Annotated in this window: 11 protein-coding genes, 1 pseudogene and 1 CRISPR repeat array; of the genes and pseudogenes, 7 read left to right on the plus strand and 5 right to left on the minus strand. The window is 69.0% G+C overall.

Annotated elements, in window-relative coordinates:
- The first annotated feature begins 69 nt into the window (after positions 1–69).
- The 3 genes and pseudogenes from AB0B97_RS00160 (at position 70) to AB0B97_RS00170 (ending at position 2,256) form a co-directional block, all read left to right on the plus strand.
- A complete protein-coding gene (locus AB0B97_RS00160) occupies positions 70–315 on the plus strand; it encodes a helix-turn-helix domain-containing protein (protein WP_357489278.1) in 246 nt (81 codons plus the stop codon).
- Positions 316–875: 560 nt separating this feature from the next.
- A pseudogene (locus AB0B97_RS00165) lies at positions 876–1,753 on the plus strand (IS5 family transposase).
- A 20-nt stretch (positions 1,754–1,773) separates the two neighbouring features.
- Positions 1,774–2,256, plus strand: coding sequence for a GNAT family N-acetyltransferase (locus AB0B97_RS00170; protein ID WP_357489280.1), 483 nt, complete (start codon positions 1,774–1,776; stop codon positions 2,254–2,256).
- 25 nt (positions 2,257–2,281) lie between these two features.
- Positions 2,282–4,941: direct repeats of the CRISPR family, unit length 28 nt; unit sequence GGATCACCCCCGCGTGCGCGGGGAGCAG.
- A gap of 484 nt (positions 4,942–5,425) precedes the next feature.
- Here the strand turns inward: AB0B97_RS00170 and AB0B97_RS00175 are convergent.
- From AB0B97_RS00175 to AB0B97_RS00195, 5 genes are all read right to left on the minus strand, one after another.
- Positions 5,426–5,986: an AAA family ATPase gene (locus tag AB0B97_RS00175; RefSeq protein ID WP_357489282.1), complete on the minus strand. Its 561-nt coding sequence runs from the start codon at positions 5,984–5,986 to the stop codon at positions 5,426–5,428.
- A 121-nt stretch (positions 5,987–6,107) separates the two neighbouring features.
- Positions 6,108–6,926 (minus strand): transglutaminase domain-containing protein, encoded by an 819-nt coding sequence (locus AB0B97_RS00180; RefSeq protein WP_357489284.1) that lies wholly within the window; start codon positions 6,924–6,926, stop codon positions 6,108–6,110.
- Positions 6,927–7,032: 106 nt separating this feature from the next.
- Complete coding sequence (locus AB0B97_RS00185; RefSeq protein WP_357489286.1) at positions 7,033–8,235, minus strand: hypothetical protein; 1,203 nt, start codon at positions 8,233–8,235, stop codon at positions 7,033–7,035.
- A gap of 44 nt (positions 8,236–8,279) precedes the next feature.
- The gene (locus AB0B97_RS00190) at positions 8,280–8,615 is read right to left on the minus strand and encodes a helix-turn-helix transcriptional regulator (protein WP_357489288.1); all 336 of its coding nucleotides are present in this window, start codon (positions 8,613–8,615) and stop codon (positions 8,280–8,282) included.
- Entirely contained in the window at positions 8,612–9,733 is a 1,122-nt protein-coding gene (locus AB0B97_RS00195; protein ID WP_357489290.1) for a site-specific integrase, read from the minus strand. The genes AB0B97_RS00190 and AB0B97_RS00195 overlap by 4 nt, the downstream gene beginning before the upstream one ends.
- 430 nt (positions 9,734–10,163) lie before the next feature.
- Here AB0B97_RS00195 and AB0B97_RS00200 point away from each other — a divergent pair, with 430 nt between their 5' ends.
- The 4 genes from AB0B97_RS00200 to AB0B97_RS00215 are packed head-to-tail and all read left to right on the plus strand — an operon-like array spanning position 10,164 to position 13,684.
- A complete protein-coding gene (locus AB0B97_RS00200) occupies positions 10,164–10,580 on the plus strand; it encodes a hypothetical protein (protein WP_357489292.1) in 417 nt (138 codons plus the stop codon).
- Positions 10,577–12,016: a relaxase gene (locus AB0B97_RS00205; protein ID WP_357489294.1), complete on the plus strand. Its 1,440-nt coding sequence runs from the start codon at positions 10,577–10,579 to the stop codon at positions 12,014–12,016. The genes AB0B97_RS00200 and AB0B97_RS00205 overlap by 4 nt, the downstream gene beginning before the upstream one ends.
- 19 nt (positions 12,017–12,035) lie before the next feature.
- On the plus strand, positions 12,036–13,178 hold the full coding sequence (locus AB0B97_RS00210) for a hypothetical protein (protein WP_357489296.1): 1,143 nt from the start codon (positions 12,036–12,038) through the stop codon (positions 13,176–13,178).
- Positions 13,175–13,684, plus strand: coding sequence for a DUF4913 domain-containing protein (locus tag AB0B97_RS00215; RefSeq protein WP_357489298.1), 510 nt, complete (start codon positions 13,175–13,177; stop codon positions 13,682–13,684). Before AB0B97_RS00210 ends, AB0B97_RS00215 begins: the two co-directional genes overlap by 4 nt.
- The last annotated feature ends 74 nt before the right edge of the window (positions 13,685–13,758 follow it).

A 13,758-nucleotide genomic window follows, 5' to 3' on the forward strand; every position in this document is an offset into this window, starting at 1 on the left:
CCGGCTGAGTGCATCGTGAGGTTGACGCCGATACCGGCGTCCGTACGACCTCAGGGGAGGGTGCCGACGATGTCAACCACCACAAGCGACGACCACACGCCGGGTCGTGTGCAGGGGCATGTTTGGACGATCGACGCGGTACGGGACCTCGGTGTCACCACCGATGTGGAGACCGCCGCGGCGATCTTGGGCATCGGACGCACCAAGGCCTATGAGCTGGCCAAAACTAACGAGTTCCCGGTGCGACTTCTGCGAATCGGCCGGCGGTACCTGGTTCCGGTACATGCGATCCTCAAGCTGCTTGCTTCCGAGTAGTCATCTTGTGAGAAAGTCCCAATGAGCGCTGTACCCGGTTGGTGTCCCCGCGTCGATCGCTCGACAATCCAGCGCGCGGAACATGGCGAAGTTATCGCCCGCTTCAGCAGTAGTCGGTTCGCCGCTCCAGATGGATGAGTAGTCGGTGTCGCGGTTTCCGCAGCAGCCAACGATTGACCGCACGTGCGCAGGCACCACGCCTGCGCTCGCGGCAGGGGTAATCAGGCGTTGATGTCACCCTCGCCGCCCTCGCGCGCGGGAAACAGAGACGGCCGGTCCGACAGGCGAGCCCGAAGAGCGGGACCACCCCGCGCGTGGGCTGCGAGCAGTTCGGCTCGGCCTGGAACCCGTCGTACGGGTTCCACCCCACGTGCGCAATTGGCATTTTCGGCCGAGCGAAAGGAACGTGGTTACGTCCGGATCACCCCCAACGCTCGGGGAGCAGACTCCCGGGCCCTTGCCGGTTGCCTCGGTCTGCGGATCAGCCCGGGTGCGCGGGGAGCATTGGATTAGGGCGTGTCTCCTGGATCTTCCTTGGTAGGTCCGGTAGATAGACCGACGTGTCTCGACGGCATGAGCTGACTGATGAGGAGTGGGCGTTACTCGAGCCGTTGTTGCCTGCGGATCCGCCGCGGGGTGGCCGGTGGCGCGACCATCGGACGATCATCTCGGGGATCTTGTTCCGGGAACGGACCGGGATCACGTGGCGGGATCTGCCCGACCGGTTCAGTCCGTGGAAGACGGTCTACTTGGCAGCGGATCTGCGACGAGTTGCGCATCGAGTGCGACGCCGACGAAGGCGAACACTGGACCGTCGGGGTGGACACGACTTCGGTCCGGGCGCACCAGCACGCGGCCGGCGCCCGCCGGGATCCGGCCACCGACCATCCTTGACCCGGCCCAAGCAGCCCGAGTTGAGCGTGGTGGCCGGGAGGCTCTGGGCCGCTCCCGCGGCGGTCTGACCACCAAGCTGCACCTGGCCGCTGATCGGCGTTGCCGGCCGGTCAGCCGGCACACCACGCCTGGTCAGCGCGCCGACTGCACCGGCTTCGAGCACGTCATGGCGGGAATCCGGATTCAGCGGCGGGTCGGACGACCGCGGACCCGGCCCGGTCATGTGCTGGCAGACAAGGCGTACTCGTCCAAAGCGATCCGTGGCCACCTGCGCCGCCGCGGGATCGGAGCCACCATCCCGGTCAAGGCTAACCAGGCTGCCAACCGACGCAAGAAGGGCTCGAACGGGGGCCGTCCACCGAAGTTCGACCCCGAGCGGTACAAGCAGCGGAACACCGCCGAACGCTGTATCAACAAGCTCAAGCAGTTTCGGGCCGTCGCCACCCGCTACGACAAGCGGGACTACATGTACCGGGCCACCGTGGACATCGCCACAATGAAGATCTGGGTTCGTGACCTGACCCGAGGGCAACCACCGGCTTGACCGTCGGCCACACTCACAGTGTGACGACGGTCGTGCCAGTAACACCTACCCATCCGGCGTTCGATCAGTTCGCTGCACTGTTCGACGACTACCGGGCGCACTACGGCCAGCCGTCAGCACCCGGGAACACCCGGTCCTGGCTGCACGAGCAGGTCATCCAACACCGGCTCACCGCCGCTGCTGCCATCCGAGCCGTTGACGTCTGCGGCTTCATCACCGTAACGATCATGCCGGCCTCGCTCATGCTGGGCACCGCTTGGTCGATCCGCGACCTTTACGTGGCGCCGGACCATCGCCGTACCGGTATCGCCAATGCCCTCCTGCAGCACACCATCCACCACGCGCGTACCGCCGGCGCGCATCGTGTGTCACTGCAGACCGAGACCGACAACATCCCGGCGCTGACGCTCTACACCCACATCGGCTTCCAGCCCGTCACCGGCCTGGAACTGCTCAATCTCACCTTGAATCCCACCCACCAAGATCCAGAAGACACGGCCTAGAACGGCCCGGTTCGGGTCGAGGGTCGAATCACTCCCGCGTGCGCGGGGAACAGGTGGGTTCTCCGTCGTAACGCTCCATCGGCTCTTCCGGACCACCCCCGCATGCACGGGGAGCAGACGGTCCGGGTCAGCGCGCAGCGCGGCGGTTCGGGATCATCCCCGCGTGCGCGGGGAAGCAGGTCCACGTCGGCCAGGCGGCCCGGTGCCCGGTGGGATCACCCCCGCGTGCGCGGGGAGCAGAGTCACGTCGGCCGGGTCGACCACCGGGCGTTCGGATCACCCCCGCGTGCGCGGGGAGCAGCTGATGTCTGACGTCGACCAGGTGTTTGTTGCCGGATCACCCCCCGCGTGCGCGGGGAGCAGGCGCCCTGCACGGCGTCGGATCCCTCTACGCCCGGATCATCCCCGCGTGCGCGGGGAGCAGTGGGCGTTCGTCGCGCTCACCTTCCCCCAGCACGGATCACCCCCGCGTGCGCGGGGAGCAGCTTCGCGTCAGAAACATCATCGTTAAGGTCCCGGGATTACCCCCGCGTGCGAGGGGAGCAGGAGACGGGGTTGATGCGGGCGGTGCCAGCTCCGGGATCACCCCCGCGTGCGCGGGGAGCAGTCCATGGTCACGCCGCCGGGATCGCGCAGATCCGGATCACCCCCGCGTGCGCGGGGAGCAGCGACTCCACCGCAACGAGTCATGCGATCCCGGGGATCACCCCCGCGTGCGCGGGGAGCAGTAGACCTTGCCGAAGCCGACGCCCTTGAAGAGCGGATCACCCCCGCGTGCGCGGGGAGCAGACCACGGCGTCCCGCACGGCACCGCCTGCATGCGGATCACCCCCGCGTGCGCGGGGAGCAGTTCTTGATGTTCAATGCGCCCTTCTCGACCACCGGATCACCCCCGCGTGCGCGGGGAGCAGTTACGACGTGATGGGTCGGTTGATCTACGCGAAGGGATCACCCCCGCGTGCGCGGGGAGCAGGCGAACGCCCGCCTGGTCCAGGTGTTCCCGGCGGGATCACCCCCGCGTGCGCGGGGAGCAGGGGTGCCGCCGGTACCGGAGGGGGACCCTCAGGGGATCACCCCCGCGTGCGCGGGGAGCAGAAGCTCCCCGAGTGGACCGCCCAGGTCGCCGACGGATCACCCCCGCGTGCGCGGGGAGCAGGTCTCTGGCCTGGTTCCGGCGGGCCCGCTGGGAGGATCACCCCCGCGTGCGCGGGGAGCAGGCGGCGACCACCTGGTCGGACCCTGCGATGCCCGGATCACCCCCGCGTGCGCGGGGAGCAGGACCTCCCGGTCATGGTTGGCGTGTTGGTTGGCGGATCACCCCCGCGTGCGCGGGGAGCAGGGCACCAACGGGAATGCGCACGGCGGCGCCGGGGGATCACCCCCGCGTGCGCGGGGAGCAGAGTCAAATACGTTTCCATCAGTCAGCCCACAATGGATCACCCCCGCGTGCGCGGGGAGCAGGTCGTCAGCAGGTCGGTCAGCCGATCTCCACTCGGATCACCCCCGCGTGCGCGGGGAGCAGCGCCCCGGCCGCGTTGGTGACGATGACCTGCGAGGATCACCCCCGCGTGCGCGGGGAGCAGTCCAGTTCCTCCAGGAACGCGGAGGAGGGAACGGGATCACCCCCGCGTGCGCGGGGAGCAGTCGATGTCGTTGCGCCGGTAGAACACCCACCGGGGATCACCCCCGCGTGCGCGGGGAGCAGAACGAGCGGCGGCAGCGCAAGGCCGCCGAAGAGGGATCACCCCCGCGTGCGCGGGGAGCAGGTCTTCGCCAGCGGCTCCTCGAAGAAGTGGCCCGGATCACCCCCGCGTGCGCGGGGAGCAGGGCCCCGGGGTGGTGTGCGCCCTCGGCGCGTGGGGATCACCCCCGCGTGCGCGGGGAGCAGTCGTGGATCGCGCCGGTGCTGCTCGGGATCATGGGATCACCCCCGCGTGCGCGGGGAGCAGGGTAGCGCGCTCCACGGAGGAGACCTGGGTGGAGGATCACCCCCGCGTGCGCGGGGAGCAGGCCACGCCGCGGCCGCGCGTGTGCTGGTCGTCGGGATCACCCCCGCGTGCGCGAGGAGCAGCACTTGGGAACCTAGGTTCAGCCAATCGGGGCCCGGATCACCCCCGCGTGCGCGGGGAGCAGACCAGCGCCGGCCGGACGTACGACCTCCCACACGGATCACCCCCGCGTGCGCGGGGAGCAGGGACCTCCAGGATTGCCCTTGGTGCCCTGGTCAGGATCACCCCCGCGTGCGCGGGGAGCAGTTCGTACCACACGCGATGATCAGCACGTCTGGCGGATCACCCCCGCGTGCGCGGGGAGCAGTCGGTGATGTCCAGCCAGCCGTAGGCGCGCATGGGATCACCCCCGCGTGCGCGGGGAGCAGGGCCCGGATGCACTCAAGCTGGTAATCCCGGGGCGGATCACCCCCGCGTGCGCGGGGAGCAGGGCGCGGGCGGTCTCGCCGGCCTGCACGTCGCGGGATCACCCCCGCGTGCGCGGGGAGCAGGCCGGCCGCCTGGACAATCCTGATCGACGTCTACGGATCACCCCCGCGTGCGCGGGGAGCAGTCCGCCACGTCCTTGGTTTCCCTCGCGTCCAGCGGGATCACCCCCGCGTGCGCGGGGAGCAGGTCACGATCTCCGACGTGACCGGCTCGGACATGGGATCACCCCCGCGTGCGCGGGGAGCAGGCTTCTTGACCTGCGGCGTTATAGATCAACTCCGTAGTTTTCATTCACTAGGTTTCGCAAGATCGTCCCCCATGGTCTTCGTTCGGTTGGCGTAGTGGGTATCTGAGAGGCAGGGAGACTCCTACAGGGTAGGTGATGAGGCTCACGTGAACGACCAGCGAACAAGCACGACCGTACGGTGCGCCGAAGACTACGAGGCCCTGAGCAGACTGAAGTGCTAGAGGTCCTGCGCTGCCACCGGCGTGCCGCCTGCAACGTGCCGACGCAGCTTCGGCATTGCTGATCTCCACGACGTCGCCCTCGCCGGCTGACGTAAGTCCGGTGCCGGGCGACCGCTTCAGTAGGTGGGAGACATCCTTTGCCTGAAGGGACCTCAAGAAGGCACGCGCCACTGGTGCGCGAAAGACCGGGAGTGACGGGCGACTGGCAGACTTGCGTATTCGTGTCATGCGAGTTCGATGGGCTGTGGCGACTACAGCCGCCGTCAGTAACCGTCTTCGGGTCTCGGCGGTACAGGGCCCGGGCTTCCCGCGGTAGCTCGGAGGGCGATCTGCAGGGCGGCTTGGGCGGGCGTGAGGTGCGTGGTGTCGATGACCTCGGCCTCGGCATGTAGCCACGTGCGGGCCGCCTCGGCGTAGGGCTGGAGGTACTTCAGGCGGAACTGGGAGGGGACGGGGTGCTCCCGCTCGATACGCCCGCGGAGGGTGTCTTGGTCGGCGTGGAGGACGAAGTGCCTTACCGGGACGGCATGTTGGGCGAGGCCTGTGCTGATCTCGCGCCAGTACTGCTCCACTAGGACAGTCATGGGCATCACCAGAGTGCCCCCGGTATAGTCGAGCACGCGGCGCGCGGTCTCGACGACGAGCTGCCGCCACGGCGGCCAGTGTTGGAAGTTGTCCGTCTCGGGCAGCCCCGGCGTGATGTCCATGAGCGTCTCGCCGACCTTCTCGGCGTCGAACACTCGCGAATCCGGGATCAGTTGCTGCACGAGCGCGCTGGTCGTCGTCTTGCCCGCGCCGTGGGTGCCGTTAAGCCATACGATCACGGGACACATTCAACGCGTGCGGGCACCACGGTCAGTCGGAGGGTGAGTCAGATTGGCCGGGTGAACCGCTCCGCATCGTCACTGTCAGCGGGTGGAAGCAGCACTGACTGCGCACGCGCGCTCAGGGCAGGAGCCCAGCCGGCACTGCCAGGTCCTCACGGGCGTAGAGGTCGGCGACGGCGCCGTGATCGTCGGAGGCGCATACGGCTGAGATCGTATCGATGAGTGCGTCGTAGTCGGGACCGGTCTTGCCCTGGTAGGAGATGTCCATGCGCCCCCATTCATCCCATGGCAGCATCTCGACCTTGTTCAGCGCGGCGAGGTCCTTGACGGCGTTTCCTCGAATCTCCGCAGGTCCCCAGTTCTCAGTGCCGTACACGCCGAACTGCGCGGCGTCGATACGGCCGTCGCGGAAGGCAGTCCATGCCTCGCCGCCGGTGAGGAACTCGCCAGTGGCGAGGTCTTCGGGCTTGGCCACGAGCGAGTCACCCAAAATCTCGGAATCGATTCGCACCCAGCGGCCGCCATGCCGGTACTCGGTGATCCAGTGGTCCACGCCCTGCCCTGGTTGAAAGTATGTGGCGAAGCCACAGCGCGCGCGGGCCGCGATCCCGCGGTAGCGCAGCAAGGCACAGCTGAGCACGGCGAAGTGGCGGCAGGTGCCGATCACTCGCTGGTCAGGGGCGCGTGCGGCAGTCAGCGGGGCTGGGTCGAGGGCGAGCAGGGCACCGATGATGCCGTCGACAGGACGCAGTTGGTTCTCGGCGAACCGCTGCTCGGAGACTCCGAGCGCTTTTGCGTCTGTGGGCTGAATGACGAGCTCGTGAACGAGGTGGCAGATGTCGACGGGCTCAGTCGGAAGATCGTCGAGCGCTGGCTTGTGGACCGTGCCGATTGTCGTCAGCGGGCCCGCCATGGCGTAATCGATCATTTCCGTCATGCCGGCCATCGTAGGCACTGCTACTAAAGACCCGCTGCCCCCTGGCCGCGATGATGGCCGGCAATCGAGAGCCCGCCGAGAACCGGATGTGCAAGGGGCTCGAGTGTCAGGGTGGTGGGGTGTGGTCGCCGGCGGCGTACCGACTCCAGGTGCCGCCGGCGTTGGTGACCTGCCGGGTGGCGGTGGTGGGGTGAAAGCCGAGAGCGTCGGCGACGACCGGGGCGGGTGCTTGCAGGACGAGCTGGCGTAACGCGGCGATGCGGGCTTCCTTGATGGGGAAGCCGAGCCTTCGGAGCCGTTTATGCAACGTCTGGTAGGCGACGGGCTGTCCGGCGAGCCGGCCGGGGAACAGCAGCGCCGGTGGTTGTCCTGCGTTGGTGATGAGCTGGCGCAGGAGCGCGGCGAAGGGCTCGGGTACCGGTGCCGGTGGGTCGCCGAGGTGGATCTGCAGGTCGTCGTTGTGCTCGGTGATGTCGGCGGTGGTGAGGTGTTGGATGCGGCTGAGCGGTTGGGCGTAGAGCAGAAGTAGGCAGGCAGCGGTGCGGGTACCGATGTCGGCGTGTTCGTCGGCGACGAAGCGGCGTAGCAGGGCCAGGCGGCGTTGCTGGGTGATGACGGTGCCGGGCTTGAATGTCAGCCTGGTGGCTACCAGGTGCCGGGGGAGGTGGCCGTTGGTGATGGCCCAGGTGAGGAAGCCGTGGACGCCGTGCCGTTGGTGGACGCGGGCGCCGGCATACCAGGTGTCGAGGTCGGCTTGCGTGAGCGCGGCCGGGGCGATGCCGCGCTCGTGTAGCCAGTTCAGAAACGCCTGCGCTTGGGTGAACTGCTGGGTGGCGTAGGGCTTAGCGTTGGCACGCAGCGGGCGGGCTGCCGCAGTGGTGCGGAGCCGGGGCAGTTGGTGCCAGAGCGCGAAACGACGTAACAGCGGCTCGTGAGGATGGTCGACCAGCTCGGCGAGCCGACGGCGCAGCCACTGCTCGGTATCGAGCAAGTGTTTGTCGACGGTCGGAAGGATGCCGCAGGCCATGAGCTCGTGGCGTAGGAAGCGGGCAGCGATCGGGCGGTCATGCTCGGCGAGCCCGTCGTGGGTCAGGGGCAGCCGGCCGGTGGCCAGCGCGGTGAGCAGCTCGCGAACGTACCGTTTGGACAGCCAAAGCATCACCGTTTCGGGCTGCTTGGCGGCCAGCGCGGTGGCCAGCGGCGTGAAGGCGAGGTTCATCGTGCCGGTGCCGTCGTCGAGGACCTGCTCGACCCTCAGCGCGGCCCGGCAGGGCGGGCAGGCAGGCCGCCGGCCGGGCCGCTTCGGCATGGTCGTGCCGCAGCGTCGGCACGACCACTCAGCGGTCGGCTGCGTCACGGCTCGGGTCGCAGCTGCGCCCGCTTGGGCCGAACCGCCGCCAGGTCGACTACCCCGTCGGCTCCGGCGGCCTTGCGGACCGGGACGACGTCCTCGGCCCGGGTGGCGATCAGTTGGGCAGGGCTGACGTCGAAGATGTCGCACAACGCGGCCAGCACCGGCAGGGACAACCGCTCGGGGGTCTGGGTGACCAGCCGCCATACCTGCACCGAGGACAGCCGGATGCCGCGCTGGTCGAGCAGCGGCTCCAGGTCCGAGGCGTTGAACAACCCGTGGGCGGCCATCACCTCCCGCAGTCGCCACTGGTAGGACACCTGCCGCTTGCTCGTCATCGCTTCGTCCTCTCCGGCGCCACCGCGGCCGCCATCGTCGCATCGAGGGCCCGCCGCAGCGTTCGGGTGCGGAAGTCCGAGGACACGCAGGTGTAGATCGAGGTGGTGGAGGCATGTTCGTGGCCCACCTGCTGCTGCACGAACAACGGGTCCCAGCCACCCTCGATCAGGTGAGTGACGTAGGAGCGGCGCAGTGAGTGGAAGTCCAGCCCGGGGCCGAAGCCCAACGCCCGCCGGTAGTCGGCCAGCCGCCGGTTGATCCCGTCAACGGTGATCCGTGGCCCACGCTCCGAGGGCCACAACGCCGGCGAGCCAGCATGCGGCGTCAGCGGCCGCACCTCGGTGGTCCACTGCTGCAAGATCTCCACCGTCCACGGCCACACCGTCAGCACGCTGCGCGGCTTCGGTGGCGAGCCCTTGCGCGCCTTGCCGAAGCGGACCCGGCACACCCCGACATCACCGAACTCGGCGGCGTGCGGGTTGGGACCGAAGTCAACCAGGTCGAGCATCGTCACCTCCCGGCGGCGCAGCCCATAGCCGTAGGCGACTTTGAGCAGAGTGGCGTCGCGGAACAGGGATAGCCAGCCCTTGCGCCCTGCCGCCCGGGAACGGACCACCTGCTCGTCGGCGTAGTCGAACAGCGCCTGCAGCTCATCGAGCGTGAACGCCCGCCGCGACGGATCACCCTCGGCGTCTTGGACGTGCACCGCGGTGTTCCACTCGTGCACAACCTGCACCGGGTGCGACCCGAACCGCCGCTCACACTCCGCCGCCCACTCGTAAGCGGGGTTGGTCAGGTAGTCGCAGAAAGCCGCGATGGTTGCCGAGTAGTTCCGGATCGTAGAGCGCCGCCGGCCCCGCACCGCCCGCAGGTCCGCCAACCAGTCGTCGAGCAACTGCGGCCGCCACGCCCACGGGTACGCATCGGCGTGCGCAACGAAGGCCCGCACCACCTGCAAGCGCTTGTCGATCGTGGGGAACGCCAGGTTCCGCGCGAGCTGCTGCGCCCGCCACCCGTCACACATCGCCACGAACACCTGCTCCTCCGGCCGCAGCAGCGCCACACCATCGGCAAGAACCAACCCCGCCGCCCCCGGCGCACCGTCCGCACGAGCCATCACGACCACCCTCCGCGACTTACATCAAACGAAGGGATCTTTCATCAGATGAAAGCCGCCTGCAAATGCGCTGATCATCGCGTCGACGCGGAGGCCCTCGCGGTGGCGCCACGCCATCCTGACCGCCCGATCTACGGCACCGCTAGCACACCGAGCGGCAAACAACACCGCAGGCCGCCGACATGATCAGCCTTCAGCGGAGGCGGCCATTTCTCGGTGCCGTCCTGAGGATGCGCACCACGGCGAGTGCTTCATCCGATGAAACCCGCAGTGTTTAGAGCAAGATATGGCCATTGCTTATCGATTTGCGACCGGGCGCGGTCGCAGATCGGCAATAGAGGCGGGCCGTGCCCGTCGCGTCGCCCAGGCCAACTCTGGTAGCCGCTGGCGCTGACCTCGACGGCAACGCCGCGGGCGCACAGTGAGAGCGATGGACAGTGAGCAGCCTGACCCGCCTCCCAAGGCCCGTCATCGTGCCCACAACCGGCCGGCCCGTCCGTACGCCGTGTTGCTCAGGCTGTCCGAAGAGGAGAAGGCTGCGATAGACGCGGCGGCGGCGGTCGCGCAGCTGACCGCGACCGGTTACGCAGCGAAAGCTGCGGTCGCCGCCGCGTCTGGGGTGCAGGCCCTCGGCGGTGCGACCGGTGACCTACGCGATCTGCAGCACGAGTTATTTGCCGCTCGCCGTGCCGTGGTGATGTTCGGCAACAACGTCAATCAGGCCGCTGCGGCGTTCAACGCCAGCGGCCAGCTGCCCGACTGGGCTACCGAGGCCGTCCGGCTCTGCGCCGCGGCGGTGGCTCGACTCGATGAGGTGATCTCCCGGATCGACAGGAATCTGCGGTGATCACCCGGGTCCACCGGCGGGGCTCGCGGGTCGGTGGGCTGCTGCGCTACTTGTGGGGCCCAGGCAAGGCGGAAGAACACGTCAACCCGCACCTGGTGGCCGCCTGGGACGGCGCAGGCCCCTTGACGGATTTTGAACCCCAGCTCGCCACTAGTGGCAAGCGGGACGTCCGCAGGCTGACGGCGTTGTTGGAGCAGCCGGTCCGCGCCGGCTACCGGCCGCCGACCAAGTTCGTCTGGCACGCCAGCATGCGGCTCGCACCCGAGGATCGGCATCGCAGCGTCAGCGACACGACGTGGGCGAACATGGCACTGCAGATGCTGACCGAGGTCGGCGTGGCCACCACCGCCACCGATCCGGGCCTGCGGTGGATAGCGATGCGCCATGCCGACGACCACGTACACATCGTCGCCACGCTGGTGCGCGAAGACGGCCGTACCAACTGGATGCGCAACGACTACCCGCGCTGCGTCGAGGCCACCTACAACGTCGCCCGCCGCTACAACCTGCACCGCCGGGTCCCGCCGGCCGACCGCACCGCCCACCGCCGCCCCCACCCCGCCGAGCTCAGCAAAGCCCGGCGTACCGGCCGCGCCCAGACGCCCCGAGACGAGCTGCGCCGGCGGGTACGCACGGCCGTGGCTGCGGCCGGGTCGGAGGAAGAGTTCTTCGCCCGGCTACGCGCGGCGGGGCTTCTGGTCCGGCTCCGGCACAGCAGCACCGATCCCCGCCAGATCACCGGGTACGCGGTGGCCCTCCCCACCGGACGCACCAACGGCGGGCAGCCGGTGTACTTCGGCGGAGGCCGGTTGGCACCCGACATGACCCTGCCGAAGCTGCGGCTGCGGTGGGGCACTCCGACGTCCCTGCCAGCGGCGCGTCCTGTTGGCCGGACCGAACGGGTCGACGCGATGCGCCAGGCCGCCACGGTCGTCACCGCGGCAGCCGACGACATCCACCGCGAGGCCCGTGCCGCGCCCGGGCGGGCGCAGGCGACCGCAGTTGCCGCAGCCGACCTTCTCACCAGCCTGGCCGCTTCGCTGGAGGGTGACCGGCGTGGGCCGCTGCACCGGGCAGCCGAGGTGTTCGACCGCGCGGCGCGAGACCTGTACGGCCGGGTCCATACGTCCACCAGCCGCTCCCAGGAGATGCGCGCCATGTCGCGCCTGATAGCGCTCTTAGGCCGCATCTCCGGCGACGACGACACCGTCGCAGCCCTCGCGCTAGTGACGGACCTGGCGCGGCTCGCCGACACCCTCGAACAGCTACGGAGCGCTCAGCAACGCCTGCACCAGGCCGAAGCAGCCCGATCCGCAGCCGACGCACTGCGGCTGGTAGCGGGCGGATGGCAACGGGCGTTAGCGCTCCCGCTAACTCCGACGTCAACACCTGTACCGACAGTGGGAGGCGGCCGGCATACCGCGCGCGGCCGTTGAGCAGGCAAAGGAGGTGCACGTGCCGCAGCCGCAGCAACACGAGGACCCGATGGCCGAGACGCGCCAACAGTTCCTGCAAGGGCTAGCGACGATGGCGACCGTCGGCGAGGCGGGCGCCCGCTGGGCCGCCGTCGGCATCCAGAACAAGGCCGCCGAACGGGAAGGCGAGGCCCGTCGTGACCAGGCCGCCGCGGCAACCCGCCGTGAGGCCGACCGGCTAGCAGCGAAGGTACGGGCGGACCGGGAACGGATGGCGGCTTCGCTCGACGGTGACTGGTTCGTCAAGACCAGCTTCGCCGAGGCGGCCGCCGTCTGGCGTACCGCGACGATCTACGCCAGCAGCGACCCAGTAGCCCAGCGGGCGTCCGAGTTCGCCGAGCAACGGCTGCGGCAGATCCGGCCGGATCTGATGGCTGCCTACGACCGCCACAGGCAGGCGGGAGCAGCAGTCCCTGAGGCCATGCGTACCGCAGCCCAGGAGGTATGGGAGCGTGACGCTCGCTCAAATCATCGACAGCACGGCGGAGCGCGCACCCACGGCGGCACACCCGACCGGCGGGGTATCGCCCCGGACGGCCCAGCAGCACTGCCACCCGGTGGCCGTGCGGTGGTCGACGACTTCGACGCCGCCGTCAGGCAGGAGGCGATGAAGCTGGCCGAGTACGTCCGGCCAGAGGCTCTCGACGAGTTGCAGCGCCAATGGCGTGCCACCGGGAAGCTTCCGGCAGGCGAACCAGTACAACTACTCCGCGACCTCGCCGTCGAGATGAACGAGGTGGTCAGGGCTGGCGACGCCGGCGGACAGCCGGTCGAGGCGATCCGCATCGCGCAGGACCATGTGGAGGAGGCCTTGGCCTGCGACCTGCGGAGCCGAGCTGCTGCCGAGCGCGGCGAAGGAGTCCGCGACGGCGGGACGGTCGACAATCCCCGCACCCCGGCTAACGAGCACGCAGCCGGGCAGTCGGGCAGCGTGCGCCACGACGACAACGCCGATCAACTCGTCGGCTTCGCAGCTGCCGTCCACCACGCTGACACGCTCGCGACGCCGGCATGGGTACAGGCTTTCCCAAAGCTCCGCGTCGCCCAGGTCAACCCCGCAGTCGCCGGGAAACAACCCGCAGGAACGGTCAGCGCGGTGCCGATGCGGGGCAGGACACGATGACAGGGAGCACGTCGCAGCGGACCCGCGCTGAGGCGGCTACCGAACTCGACGAGCTCACTGCCGAGGTAGCGAGACTGGCGGCCCGGGTTGCCGACCTGCAGCACGCTCAAGCCGAACGCGGCCACGCTGCTGACGGGGACGATCAGCCGCCGCTGTACTCGACGGTCGAGCAGTGGGTGACCACCTACCTGCTGCCGACCTTCCCGCGCCCCGTCGGCGAGGTCGGACTGACCCGATGGCACTGGTGCGAGCAATGGTGGCGCCACGACGAAGCGGTAACCCGGCTGACGGCCCTGTGGTACGGCTGGGAACAAGCCCGACTACAGATGACCGGCATGCTGCCCTGGCTACGAGAGCTCGACCACCAACTGCCGATCCTGTGTGGCGACGACGGACCATTCCGCATCTGTGCAGCGAGCGGCGATCTTGGAGTGGCGCGGCACTGCTCATCAGCGGCGATGACGGCCGAGACCGCGCCCGAGAACTGGTGGATTTGGTGGGACTGACACGGTTTCCGAGATGGCTATGGGCATGCCCCGCGTACAGCGCCCCTTCTACGCCTGATCCGTCGCGTGGTCTG

The organism is Micromonospora sp. NPDC049004, assembly GCF_040649315.1.
Classification (GTDB): domain Bacteria; phylum Actinomycetota; class Actinomycetes; order Mycobacteriales; family Micromonosporaceae; genus Micromonospora.

Coding starts and splice junctions, on each gene's coding strand:
- AB0B97_RS00185 (WP_357489286.1), bottom strand. CDS start 8,235: ATGCCGAAGCGGCCCGGCCGGCGGCCTGCCTGCCCGCCCTGCCGGGCC.
- AB0B97_RS00215 (WP_357489298.1), top strand. CDS start 13,175: ATGACAGGGAGCACGTCGCAGCGGACCCGCGCTGAGGCGGCTACCGAA.
- AB0B97_RS00160 (WP_357489278.1), top strand. CDS start 70: ATGTCAACCACCACAAGCGACGACCACACGCCGGGTCGTGTGCAGGGG.
- AB0B97_RS00190 (WP_357489288.1), bottom strand. CDS start 8,615: ATGACGAGCAAGCGGCAGGTGTCCTACCAGTGGCGACTGCGGGAGGTG.
- AB0B97_RS00180 (WP_357489284.1), bottom strand. CDS start 6,926: ATGACGGAAATGATCGATTACGCCATGGCGGGCCCGCTGACGACAATC.
- AB0B97_RS00195 (WP_357489290.1), bottom strand. CDS start 9,733: ATGGCTCGTGCGGACGGTGCGCCGGGGGCGGCGGGGTTGGTTCTTGCC.
- AB0B97_RS00200 (WP_357489292.1), top strand. CDS start 10,164: ATGGACAGTGAGCAGCCTGACCCGCCTCCCAAGGCCCGTCATCGTGCC.